This window comes from Gammaproteobacteria bacterium, assembly GCA_022340215.1.
GTDB lineage: Bacteria > Pseudomonadota > Gammaproteobacteria > JAJDOJ01 > JAJDOJ01 > JAJDOJ01.
Genome location: JAJDOJ010000101.1, coordinates 1 through 12,667, shown reverse-complemented (window position 1 = coordinate 12,667; position 12,667 = coordinate 1). Strand labels below are relative to the sequence as shown.

The 12,667-nt window shown below is 60.3% G+C and carries 8 protein-coding genes and 2 pseudogenes; 8 read left to right on the top strand and 2 right to left on the bottom strand.

Features of this window, described 5'->3' with window-relative positions; all coding sequences use genetic code 11:
• Positions 1 to 150: 150 nt before the first annotated feature.
• From LJE91_07570 to LJE91_07540, 7 genes and pseudogenes are all read left to right on the top strand, one after another.
• Positions 151 to 690, top strand: a complete 540-nt coding sequence (locus tag LJE91_07570) for a cyclic nucleotide-binding domain-containing protein (protein ID MCG6868576.1) — start codon at positions 151 to 153, stop codon at positions 688 to 690.
• A gap of 60 nt (positions 691 to 750) precedes the next feature.
• Complete coding sequence (locus LJE91_07565) at positions 751 to 2,166, top strand: NHLP bacteriocin system secretion protein (GenBank protein MCG6868575.1); 1,416 nt, start codon at positions 751 to 753, stop codon at positions 2,164 to 2,166.
• The gene (locus tag LJE91_07560; GenBank protein ID MCG6868574.1) at positions 2,156 to 4,393 is read left to right on the top strand and encodes an NHLP family bacteriocin export ABC transporter peptidase/permease/ATPase subunit; all 2,238 of its coding nucleotides are present in this window, start codon (positions 2,156 to 2,158) and stop codon (positions 4,391 to 4,393) included. Before LJE91_07565 ends, LJE91_07560 begins: the two co-directional genes overlap by 11 nt.
• Positions 4,386 to 7,343, top strand: a complete 2,958-nt coding sequence (locus LJE91_07555; GenBank protein ID MCG6868573.1) for an NHLP bacteriocin export ABC transporter permease/ATPase subunit — start codon at positions 4,386 to 4,388, stop codon at positions 7,341 to 7,343. The genes LJE91_07560 and LJE91_07555 overlap by 8 nt, the downstream gene beginning before the upstream one ends.
• Before the next feature lie 31 nt (positions 7,344 to 7,374).
• Positions 7,375 to 8,520, top strand: coding sequence for a hypothetical protein (locus tag LJE91_07550; protein ID MCG6868572.1), 1,146 nt, complete (start codon positions 7,375 to 7,377; stop codon positions 8,518 to 8,520).
• Positions 8,521 to 8,763: 243 nt separating this feature from the next.
• Positions 8,764 to 10,503 carry a TolC family protein gene (locus tag LJE91_07545; GenBank protein ID MCG6868571.1) on the top strand — a complete coding sequence of 580 codons (1,740 nt, stop codon included), beginning with the start codon at positions 8,764 to 8,766 and terminating at the stop codon, positions 10,501 to 10,503.
• A 6-nt stretch (positions 10,504 to 10,509) separates the two neighbouring features.
• Positions 10,510 to 10,647 (top strand): annotated as a pseudogene (locus LJE91_07540) (M23 family metallopeptidase).
• Positions 10,648 to 10,662: 15 nt separating this feature from the next.
• Here the strand turns inward: LJE91_07540 and LJE91_07535 are convergent.
• Both LJE91_07535 and LJE91_07530 read right to left on the bottom strand, forming a co-directional pair.
• Entirely contained in the window at positions 10,663 to 11,004 is a 342-nt protein-coding gene (locus tag LJE91_07535) for a histidine triad nucleotide-binding protein (protein MCG6868570.1), read from the bottom strand.
• A 183-nt stretch (positions 11,005 to 11,187) separates the two neighbouring features.
• Positions 11,188 to 11,484, bottom strand: a pseudogene (locus LJE91_07530) (c-type cytochrome).
• A gap of 234 nt (positions 11,485 to 11,718) precedes the next feature.
• On the opposite strand from LJE91_07530, the gene LJE91_07525 reads away from it, so the two are divergent.
• On the top strand, positions 11,719 to 12,667 hold a 949-nt coding region (locus tag LJE91_07525), incomplete at its 3' end, for an ISAs1 family transposase (GenBank protein ID MCG6868569.1).

Below are 12,667 nucleotides of genomic sequence, written 5' to 3'. Positions count from 1 at the left end.
AGTGGATTTTCGAGGGATTTTTCGTCCTGACAAGGCGGATTCGATGCGCAATGCCGCCCCATTGCAAGTCGAATCCAACGCCGTCAGGGCGGAAAAGATCCGTAAAGCCGCCGTCCACGATAAATGTCAACAGAGCCTAGGGAGCGGCACATGAGAAAAGCGCTGTTTCTTTTCGGCACCCTGGCCGACCAGGACGTCGACTGGCTGGCGGCGGTGGGTCGTCCTCAAACCTTTTCACAAGGCCAGGTTCTGATCCATCAGGGCAAGCCCATCGAGGAAATCTACCTGCTGCTGGAAGGAATGTTGACAGTCCGTATCGGAGAAAAGGCCTATTTCGAGTTGGCGAGGCTCCATCCCGGAGAAATCGCGGGAGAAATATCGTTCCTGGACAGCCGACCGCCGAATGCAACGGTCGCGACGCTGGAGGCGAGCCGGGTACTGACCGTCCCGCGATTCGAGCTGGGCCGCAAGCTCGATATCGATAACGGGTTTGCCGCGCGGTTTTATCATGGACTTGGCATCTTTCTCGCCAGCAGACTTCGTCATACCGTCGGGCAGATGGGCCATGGAGCACCGGATGCCGGGGATTCCCCGGACCCCGACGAGCTCGATCCGGATCTCCTGGATCGAACGTCGCTGGCGGCGGCCCGGTTCGATCACCTGCTGACCCGCTTCCGACAGCAGTCCTGATGGCGACACAGCGGAAGCGCAGGTCGTCCCCCGGACGCCGGATGGAGACCGGAAAGTAGTATGTTTCGAGAAAAGGCGCTCGAACAGCTTTCCTCTCCCGAGCAACTCGATGAATTACTGCGCGTCACCACGCGCCGAAGCTGGCTGACGATCGGCACGTTGGGCGTCGCGATCTTCCTGGTGTTGATCTGGAGCGTTTTCGGCCAGATTCCGATTACCGTCGATGGCTCGGGAATACTGATCTACCCCCGTCGTGTGGTCTCACTTCAGGCCCCGGCATCGGGACAGATCATCGACCTCTACGTTCAGGTCGGTGATTTCGTGGAAGGCGGCACCTTGCTGGGGCGGTTGAATCAGCCGGAGCTGGCCCAACGTCTGGAACAGGAACGGGTACGTATGGCCGAAATATCCATGCGGAGCGATCAGTCCGAAACCCTGGAAAACAAGCGAGTCGAGCTGGAGAGGGTCGGGCTTGGGCGCAAGCGCGAGGTGTTCGAAGAGCAGGTGCGTTCCCTGCAAGCCTATTCCGAGGCCTTGCTCAGACGCAACGAAAGCTACCTGAACGAGCAGAAGGTCAACGTGGAGAAGATGCGGCAGATCCGCGACGAGATCGGGAAGGCTCTGAAAGACCGGTACGCGACATACAGAAATTTGCTCAAGGAGGGTTTGAGTTCCGAGGATACGGTGCTGAGCGCCAGGGAGCGCATGGTGACCAGCCAGATCCAGGCCGCCGACCTCGAACTGCGGGCCCAGGAGATCGACATGGAAAGGCTCCGGGGCGAAAGCGAGTATCAGGAACAGTTGAACCGTATCGCGGATCTCGAGATGAAAATCCAGGAGATCGCAATCCGCGAGGCCGAACTGGAGCAGAAGCGGGTGGAGGCGGATGCCGATCGCGACCTCCAGATACAGGAAATCCAGCGCAACATCGAGCGATATGAAGAGGAGCTGCGCAGCAAGGGCCAGATACTGAGCAAGTTCCGTGGACGAGTGCTGGAGTTGAATGTCGCCCCGGGACAGATCGTGCAACCCGGTCAGCGACTTGGGTCGCTGGAGGCCGAGGACGTCGGTGCGAAACTGGTCGCGGCCACCTACTTCTCCGTCGCGGACGGCAAGAAGCTCGAGGCGGGCGACGAGGTACAGGTTTCTCCCGTCACTGTCGAGCGCGCCAGGTACGGCAGCCTGCTCGGCAAGATCGAATCCGTCTCGCCGTTCCCGGTATCGGTCGACGCGATCACCAGCGTGGTCGGGAGTCGCGAGATCGCGGTGGAGCTCGCCCGCAACACCACCAGGATCGGCGTCATGGCGAACCTGGAGACCGATGACGAGTCGTTTTCCGGTTATCGCTGGACCTCGGGCCGTGGGCCCGAGGTAGAAGTCACGACAGGAACGACCGCGACCATTCAGGCGACGGTGGAACGGCGTCGGCCCATCACCTTCGTCATTCCGATTCTGAGGGGCTTGGGTGGCGACTGAAACCGGTCCGGAAAGCCCGGTCAAATCGCGTCGGGTCAGGACCCCGACCATACTGCAACTCGAGGCCGTCGAATGCGGTGCGGCGACGCTTGCCATGGTCCTCGGCTATTACGGCCGAATCGTGCCGCTCGCTACCCTGCGCGGCGATTGTGGCGTTTCCCGCGACGGTAGCAAGGCGTCCAACGTGGTGAAGGCCGCGAGACGCTACGGGATGGATGCCCGGGGTTACAGCAAACAGGTCGAGGACCTGTTCGCGCTCGATCTGCCAGCTATCCTGTTCTGGAATTTCAACCATTTCGTGGTCCTGGAGGGGTTCGGGAAAGACAAGGCGTACATCAACGACCCCGCCATGGGCCACCGCACAGTCACCATGGAGGAATTCGAGCGCGCGTTTACCGGCGTTGTCCTGACGATGAAACCCGGTCCGGACTTCGAGCCCGGAGGGAAAGTGCCGAGTGTCGTCCGGGCGATCACCGAGCGTCTGTCCGGCACGACCGGCGCGCTGGCCTACTGCGTGCTGGCGGGACTGCTTCTCGTGATCCCGGGGTTGACCATTCCCGCGTTCAGCCAGATCTTTATCGACCAGATCATTGTCGCCGGACATACGCACTGGTTACAGCCGCTGATTCTGGCCATGATCGTGGGAATGGGACTTCAGGCCGTCCTGAGGTTTCTCCAGCTGCGCTACCTGCGGCGCCTGAAGATCAATCTCTCTGTCCGGTTGTCGAGCAGTTATATGTGGCATTTGCTGCGACTACCCTCGAAATTCTACGCACAGCGATTCGCCGGTGAGGTCGCGAATCGAAGTCAGATCAACAACAAGCTCGCCGACGTGATGTCGGGACAGCTCGCGCAGACCGCCATCGATGTCGTCATGGTCGGTTTCTACGCCCTGCTGATGCTCTACTACGATCCCCTGCTCACGATGATTGGCGTGTCCTTTGCGCTGATCAACGTGGCGGTCCTTCGCTGGGTGTCTGCGCATCGGGTGGAGGCGAACATGCGGGTGCTCCAGGAACAGGGAAAGGCGCAGGGAACCGCGATGGCGGGGTTGCAGGGCATGGAGACCCTGAAGGCCGGCGGGCTCGAGAACGGCTTTTTCGGAACCTGGTCCGGGTACTACACCAAGGGTGTCAACGCCGGGCAGGACCTCGAAATCTCGAACCAGACCCTGAGTACTGTCCCTGTGCTTCTGAACACGCTGACGACCACGGCAATCCTCGTGATCGGCGGTTTTCGGATCATCGGCGGAGACCTCACCATCGGCATGCTGGTGGCGTTTCAGTTGCTGATGTCAAATTTCCTTTCCCCCATCGCCAACCTGCTGGGTCTCGGCAGCATCATGCAGGAATTGCGCGGAGATCTGAACCGGGTAGACGATGTCCTGCAGTACCCCGTACCGAAGCCCGATGTCTCTCCGGTCACCGTGGATGAAAACGGCGAACCCTTGGTTCGTCTGAAGGGTTACGTGGAACTGCGCGATGTCACCTTCGGCTACAGTCCCCTGGACAAACCGCTGATCGAGCATTTCAACCTGCGCATAGATCCCGGGTCACGTGTGGCGCTGGTGGGCGGCAGCGGATCGGGAAAGACAACCATCTCCAAGCTGATCAGCGGCGAGTACGAGCCCTGGGAGGGCGAGGTACGCCTGGATGACATTCCGCGCCAGGCGGTCCCCGAGGATGTGCTCGTGAATTCCTTCGCCACGGTTGATCAGGACCTGAACCTGTTCAGCGGCAGCGTTCGCGACAACCTGACGCTCTGGGACGACACCGTCCCGGACGCAGACCTGATCCGGGCATGCGAGGACGCCGCCATCGACGAGGCCATCCGCGGCCTGGACGGTGGTTACGACGGCGAACTGCTCGAAGGCGGGGGAAACCTGAGTGGCGGCCAGTGTCAGCGACTGGAGATCGCCCGCTCACTGGTCCACAACCCCTCGGTCCTGGTACTCGACGAGGCCACGAGCGCGCTGGATGCAGAGACCGAAGCCATTGTCATGGAACGGCTCAGGATGCGTGGGTGCACGGCGGTCATCGTCGCACACCGGTTGAGCACCGTTCGCGACTGCGACGAGATCATCGTCCTGCAACAGGGGCGGGTTCTGGAGCGCGGCACCCACGAATCGCTCTGGGAGGCCGACGGGGAGTACGCGAAGTTGATGAGGGCTGACCAGGAACCGACCGTGACCGAGGGTGGTGGCGAAGCGGTGGCCAAATATGCCTGATACGGAAATCGACAGGGACCTACTGACCGCCATCGGCGGCCGCGTCGTTCACGTGCGCGGACACCACCCCCTGGTCCTCGAGAATCCCCGTTCGATGTGGCTTGTTGTCGCCGGTTCCGCCGCCGTTCTGACCTCGAGAGTCGAACGGGGCCTGGCTGTGGGACGACGGCGAATGGTGTTCCGGGCAGCCCCCGGAACGCCTTTGTTTGCCGTTTCCGACGAACATCAGAATTCGCGCAGCCGGGTGATCGTTTTGTCGATCGATCCATTGACCCTGTATGAAATCCCCCTCGACCGCGTCGAAGAGGCAATGGCGCTGGTCGGGGTACCGCTCGTGAATGCCATCGAAGGTTGGGTCGAGAACTTGTCCGGTTTTTGCGCATCGGGTCTGCTCGCGCCGTTCTCGGAGACGTTCCCTGAGCACGGCAAATTCGCCATTCCACCCGGTATAGCGCTTCGTCCACCTCGCGAGACCGTCCGCTGGGTGCAGCTCGATGAAGGTGTCCTGCAACTGCTGGGCATGCCCGCCCTACGTCTCGGCAAGCTACCCCACTTCACGCCGCTGGGTTCGTCGATCTGGGTCATCACAGAGGGTCCGGTACGGCTTCTCGTCCGCCGAAAGGAAGCGCTGGACGTGGAGGACCGGAACCACCTGCTCCAGGGTCTGGCATCGTTCAACCGGTTGTTCCAGGCACGCTTGCAGCAACTGGAGGCCTCCGAGTACGAAAATGAACGCCAGCGGCTGAGCGATCGCTCACACAGGGAACGGCAGGCCGTGGAAACCGCTGTGGGCAGCATGGCAAACGTGCTCAACCCGGGTGTTACTGCCCGTGCGGCGGAAGGCGGGCTGCTCGGCGCCGCGCGCCTGGTTGGAGAAGCACTGGGTATGGAGGTCCGCGCACCCGGGCGCTCGGAGGTCCAGGGGGCTTCGAGACACCCTATCGAGGGGATTGCGCGCGCCTCCCATTTCCGGTTTCGAAACGTCCTGCTCTCGGGGGAGTGGTGGCGAAGCGACTGCGGCCCCTTGGTGGGGGAGATCGATCAGCCGCGGCGACCCGTGGCCCTGTTGCGCACGGAATCTCGTGGATACGAGATCGTCGATCCGGATACCGGTAACCGCGCCCCGGTGGACGCCGAGACCGCCGCCGCACTTTCACCACAGGCCTTCATGCTTTATCGCCGCCTGCCCGATGAGGCGCGAAAACCCCGCGACCTCTTGAGATTCGCATTGAGGGGTCGAATAGGTGACCTGGCGTTCGTTCTGAGCCTGGCGATGGTGACGACCCTGCTGGGCATGATTACCCCACTGGCCACCGCGCTGATCATGGACCGTGCCATCCCCGATGCCAACGGGCGCCTGCTGCTCGAAGTCGGTCTGGGTCTGTTGGCCGCGTCCTTCGGAGCGGCCCTGTTCGGTCTGGCCCAATCATTCATCAGCATCCGGATGAGTGTGGCGGTGGATGCTGATACCCAGTCGGCGGTATGGGACCGATTGCTCAACCTGCGCATGGCTTTTTTCAAGCGCTTCAGCAGTGGCGACCTGCTGGACCGGGCGATGTCCGTCAGCGAGGTGACCCAGGAGTTCAACGGACAGACGCTGAGAACCCTGTTCGCCAGCGGGATGGCATTACTGAACCTTGCTCTGCTTTTTTACTACAGTCCCAAGCTGGCTTTGCTTGCATTCGGCTTGGGACTGACAGTGGCCGGTGCCAGCGCCGTCACGGGTCTGTTCATAAGACGCTACTACCGCGAACTGATGGAACTGCAGGGGTCGTTCTTCGGACTGGTGGTACAGATGGTGAGCTCGGTCAGCAAGATTCGCGTGGCGGGTGCCCAGCGCCGTGCGTTTGCCTTGTGGGCCGAGCGCTATTCCGAGCAACTGGATCTGATGCTTCGGGCACAGCGGGGGGAGGACTACATCACGGTACTCAACCAGGCGGTCCCCGTAATGAGCTCGATTCTGCTGTTCTGGTTCGGGGTGTCGTTGCTGGGTACTTCCCCCGCGAATGCACAGGGTCTTTTGACACAGGTGTCGGCACAAGGGCCCGTCCTGTCGGTGGGCATATTTCTCGCGTTCAATGTCGCCATGGGCACCTTTCTCGGCGGCATCACGTCCTTGAGCCAGACCGTGCTCGATACACTGGATACACTGGCAAAGGCCCGACGCATCCAGCCCTTGCTGGATGCGGAGCCGGAAGTGGACGATTCCATGGCGGATCCCGGACGTCTCGAGGGTGAGGTGGAGCTTACCCATGTGGAGTTTCGTTACAATCCGGAAGGCGAGCGTATTTTGAAGGACGTAAGCCTGAAGGTGATTCCGGGGCAATTCGTTGCCTTCACCGGCCCTTCCGGCAGCGGGAAATCCACCATTTTTCGCCTCTTGCTCGGCTTCGAGACGCCCGACGCCGGCGCGATCCGCTACGACGGCCGAGACCTCGCCGGTCTCGACGTCTCGGCGGTACGCCGGCAACTGGGGGTCGTTCTGCAGGGCGGGCGCATCAACGAGGGGTCCATCTTCGACAACATTGCGTCCGCCGCCCCCCTGTCCCTGGATCAGGTGTGGGAGGCAGTAGAGGACGCCGGCTTCGGCGATGACGTGCGACAGATGCCAATGGGGCTGCACACCGTCATCAGCGAGGGTGGGACCAATCTTTCGGGGGGGCAGCGTCAACGATTGCTCATTGCCCGTGCCCTGGCGATGCATCCAAAAATTCTGCTCCTGGATGAGGCCACCAGCGCGCTGGACAATCGAACCCAGGCAACCGTCAGCGCCAGCCTGGAGCGGCGCAAGGTCACTCGGATCGTGATCGCACATCGGCTGAGTACCATCCGGCACGCCGATCGGATTTATGTGCTGGATAAGGGGACCGTGGTCGAGAGCGGGTCGTTCGATGAGTTGCTGCGCAACAACGGACTATTTGCCTCCATGATCGCGCGCCAGGTGGCATGACCGCGACCCGCCTTGTGGAAGTCCTGATCAAATGAATGAGACAGTCGAGGCAGTCCGCACGGCGCTGAGGCGCGAGGTGCTCGAAATGCTCGGTGCGGATGCGACCGAGACAGAGGAGCTGCTTGCCTATAATCGAAACGTCTTCGAGCCTTCGCCGGAGCTGGTGGAACACGGGTTGCCGCTTCCAGACGAACCGTTTGTCGAGGCCTGGGAATCCTATGCGTTGCGGTCGTCAACCGAGGGGGCCCTTGCAGTACTGCGGGATGTGCTCGTTCAGCTCAGGTTTCCGATTCGCGAGGGAACCAGCCACGACAAGGACTACCAGGCCGCCACGCGGCGTGGAGAGTGGCCCCTGAGTCAGGGCTCAGGGATACCATTGGAACAGCCTGACGGGGTACGGATTCGACTGGAAGGCACACCGGCCGGTCGGATTCCCGTCATCGTGGTCTCGTCCCGCGCTGATTTCGAGGCATTGGTGCGGGCCGTTACCGCACGCAACGAGCCGGTGCCGATTTCCCGATCCGTCAACGCGTTCATGGTTTCCGGTTATGTCAATTGGGATCGTGTCAGGCGCTATCGACGACGATGGTCAGTTTCTAATCCCGATGGCGACTGGCGTTCGGAATTCCGCCGGCTGGCCGACCGGAGACCACTCTACCAGGACCGATTTATTGTTGCCTGCAGGGGCACCTACAGCGGGATAGATGCGGATGCGCTGGGGCTGGATCCCGAGCAGTGGCAAGCGCTTTCCCTGGAGATTCGTGTGGGTCACGAAAGTGCGCACTATTTTACGAAACGTGCGTTCAGCAGCATGCGCAACAACCTGCTCGACGAACTCATTGCAGACTATGCTGGCCTGGTAGTCGCCTTCGGGCGATTTCGCGCGGACTGGTTCCTGCATTTTCTGGGGCTGGAAAATTTTCCGCGATATCGTGTCGGCGGTCGGCTGGATACCTATCGTGGCGACCCACCGTTATCGGAAGGGGCCTTTACCATTTTGAAAGCTGTGGTGGCGAGGGCAGCGGCTACGGTGGAAACGGTCGATCATCAACTGTTTCTGGAGGCAGAGCCTGGGGTCAACGGCCGTATGATCCGAGCGCTAACCTGCGTGACTCTGGAGGAACTCGCCTCGGGGAATGGCGCCGAGCGCCTTCGTCTTGCCCTGCCCGAGAAATGACCGGCGGTTTGCTCCATTGATATGACCAACGTGCACGAACGGTCTGGCGCATTTGCCTTTGCATCCGGAATGATAAAGCAGTTTGAAGCAAACAACCCTCGCGGGCAGAAGTTGCAATGCGTAAGGTCGGGGGTCGATGTTCCGACGCGATCGCCGCGACATAGGTATTCGCTGCGTCAATTTCTCGTCGTGTTGATGTATATGGCCACGGGCCTCGCAGGCTGCGCCAATCCGGACCATCCGATGCTGAAAGAATCGGTCCGGGAGCAGAGCCGTTCGGTGACCATGACGCAACTGGAGGATAAGGTGGTCGCGCCACCGGAAACGCTCGCGCAAGCGCAGCGCGAGGGCGAAGCCCAACGCGTGGAGCGCGCTGAACCACTCAAGGAATTGCCCCTCGCCTTGGCCGACGTGCGCAAGGCTGCACTGGAAAACAATCTGGATATCCAGGTTCAGCTGGTTCCTCCGGCGATTGCCGGTGAGCGGGTCAGTGAAGAAGAGGCCCGTTTCGAAGCAAGTTTCCTGGGGTCGGCTTCTTACCGACAGGACGATTTGTTCAACATCGATGTGGGCCTCGGTCCCCAACAGGAGACTACCGCGGGCGAACTTGCCGTGAAAGTGCCACTGCGAACGGGGGGTACCGTCGAGGTCGGTGTTGGTGGAAACGAGGTGGACATCGACGTTCCAGGCGCCACTACCATATCCGATACCCTGGCCGGCTTTTCCATAAGCCAGCCGTTGCTGCGAAACGCGGGTATTGGGGTAAACACCGCACCTGTCACCATTGCGAGCCTTCGGCAAGTCCAGCAAGAGGCAAGCACCAAGCTCGCCATCATGCGCACCATAGCGGATGCGGAGTCGGAGTACTGGTTGTACTACGCGGCGAATCGTATTCTGGAGGTACGGTACCAGCAGTACGAGCGTGCGCAGGAACTGCTGCGCCAGGCGCAGCGCCTCAGGCAAGCCGGAGTCGTCCCGAGCGTCGAGGTAACACGCTCTCGCGCCGGTGTCGCACGAGCCGTAGACGACATCATCCGCGCCGAGACGACCCGCCGGGAATCGGAGCGAGAACTCAAACGGATCATGAACGTACCCGGGATGGGCGTAGGTTCGCCTACGGTACTGCTTGTCAGAACTGATCCAAACCCCATGCGACTGACCTTCGACGTGAATCGGCTGGCAGAAGATGCGGTCAGCGCGCGTATGGATATGCTTGATCTGGAGCTTCAGCTCGCCGTCGATGCGCTCAACCTGGATGTGGCCCGCAACCAGATCTTACCGCTCGTTTCCCTGGATTTCAGCTTCAACTACCTCGGAACCGATACTTCACTGTTCAATTCTCTGGACGAGCTGGTCAGCGGGAGTCGCCAGAATTGGAGCGTTGGAACATTGGTGGAGGTCCCGCTGGGCAACAAGGCGGCAAAATCCCGACAGCGGCAGGCCGTGCTGCAGAGGTCCCTGACGCTCGTCACTCGCGAGCAGCGTGGTATCGGCATCCGTAAGGAAGTGTACGATGCGAACGACCGCCTGGAAGAAGCGTGGCGTCGGATCCTGGCCGCCCGCGAAGAGACCCTGTTCTCCAGTCAGACCTACAAGGGGGAGGAGCAGCAGTTTCTGGCTGGAGTGCGAACCAGCAGCGACGTGTTGAGGGCCGCGGATTTTCTCGCCGAGGCGCAAATCCGGGAGATCTCCGGCCTGACTGAGTACGAGATCGCCAAGGTTGCCCTGGCCTTTGCAACCGGCACCGTACTCGGCAAGGGCCGCGTACGGCTGGTACCCTACGATCCGACCAGCAAGGATGACGTGCGGCCCTATCAGCTGGAGGATACCGCCAACGCGGCGACCTCCGCGACGGATCCGCCGGAATCCCTATCCGCGCTTGTCACGGACATCATTGAAAAGGCCCGCGCCGACGCAGAACAATCCGCAGGTAGCGAAGGAGAGGATCCAGGAAGCACGCCGACCGCCAAACGGGAACGATAGCCGGGCCTTACCCGGGGTGACCGCAGCGGGGAGATCGGCGCCACCGGTCGCGCGACCGGGCCGCATCTGGACTGGCGCATGAATCTGCGCAAGGCGTACGTCGACCCGCAGCTGCTCGTGCCGCCCATTCAGGGTGACCACTGACTGTACCGTTCGGCGCTATCCCGGCGGCCAGTTGAACCCCCGCCCGGCCAGAATATGGATGTGCAGGTGGAACACGGACTGCCCCGCGCCCGGGCCGTTGTTGATCACCAGCCTGAAATCGTCCCGATACCCCTCCGCCCGCGCGATCTCCGATGCCTTCAGCATCATGTGACCGAGCAGGGCTTTGTCCTGCTCGGTGGCATGCGCCAGCCGGGCCAGGGGTTTTTTCGGCACCAGCAGCACGTGCATCGGGGCCTGTGGGTTCACGTCTCGGAACGCCAGGCACAGATCGTCCTCGTACACGATGTCCGCCGGGATCTCCCGGTTGATGATCTTTGAAAACAGGGTCTCAGACATGGTTGGTCCTTTTTTCTGGTGCAGATGCCGGGACGGGGTTTGGCCCACCCGTGGTCGGGGTTCGCCTAAGAGCTTGCCATTTGGCAGCGTGAGAGTGCCATAGTAGTCGAATATACCGCCGTGAAAGCGCTTGACGGTTTCCTCGAAATCACCATCGTAGCGCGGGTCCTGCGGCCGTGGATGGCTGTTGACGAAGCCGGCGATGTCCCAGACCTCCTGGTCACTCAGCGTATCCGGCTGGCCGAGTGGCATATTGGCCTGGATGAAGGCCGCAGCCTTGTCGATGCGGTGCATGCCCGCACTCCAGTTGTAGGCGATGTCGCCCCAGAGCGGAGGGAAGACCACCTCGCCATGGTCCTTGGTACCGGCCCCTTCCTGGCCATGGCAGACGACACAACGTTCCTCGTAGACTAGCCTGCCACGGTCCGGATCGAAACCGGCGGCGGTTTCCGCGACTGCCGGATAACCACGGCCAGCCATCTTCTGGTCACCCGTTGGGGCATTGGTCGCGAGCCAGTAGAAATAACTGAGCAGATCGATGATCGGTTCGCTGTCGGCGGGTGGCACCTCTCCCTTTGCCGATCCCGGGGCAGGGCAAACGCACGAAAACATATTGATTTACAAAGAGAAAATATGGTCACCCGACATTTGCAGTAGACAAATCGATCTATTCACCACATGATGGCATGGGTTCCCACGTCATCAGGTGAAGAAATGAGTAGAACAGAAACAGAAACGCCAGGATCGCTTATAGACCATATCCGTCTGATCCCAGACCCACGTATCGAGAAGAAATGTCGCCACAAGTTAGTGGATATAGTGGCGATCTCGATCTGCGCGATTCTGTGCGGAGCAGATGACTGGAATGCTATAGAAGGGTTTGGAAAAGCCAAGGAGGAGTGGTTTAAGAATTTTCTTGAACTGCCTAATGGCATCCCTTCGCATGACACATTCAGGCGTCTGTTTTCTATTCTGTCTCCCGAGGCCTTTGAGCAATTCTTCTCTGATTGGGTTCGTGAGGTTGCGGGCCTGGTAAAAGGCGTTGTGGCGATTGACGGAAAAACGTTGAGACGCTCCCATGATCGACGGCTTGGAAAGAGTGCTATCCATATGGTGAGCGCCTGGTCTGTGGAGAACTGCTTGGTATTGGGGCAAGTCAAGACGGAAGAAAAGTCGAACGAGATAACCGCGATACCCAAGTTGCTCAAGGTGCTCGCCTTAGGGGGTTGCATCGTAACCATTGATGCCATGGGATGTCAGAAGGCCATAGCCAAACGGATCATCGAGCAGGACGGAGACTACCTGCTGGCCCTGAAAGGTAATCAAGGGAATTTGTCCGAGGCGGTTGAGGCCATTTTCGATAAAGCTGACAAAGTAGGATATAAAGGCTATGGAGTCGATTACTACGAAACCGCGGAACGTTCCAGGAACCGCACGGAAATCCGTAGACATTGGACTATGGAGTGTGACGATTATCTTGAACACACTAAGACATGGAAGGGGCTAAACATGATTGGTATGGTTGAATCGGAACGAACCATTGACGGACAGACAAGCATAGAGTACCGCTACTATATTGGGTCGATCGAAAACAATGCGGCGGTTTTTGGTCAATCTGTTCGCCACCATTGGGGAATTGAGAATAACCTTCATTGGCGACTGG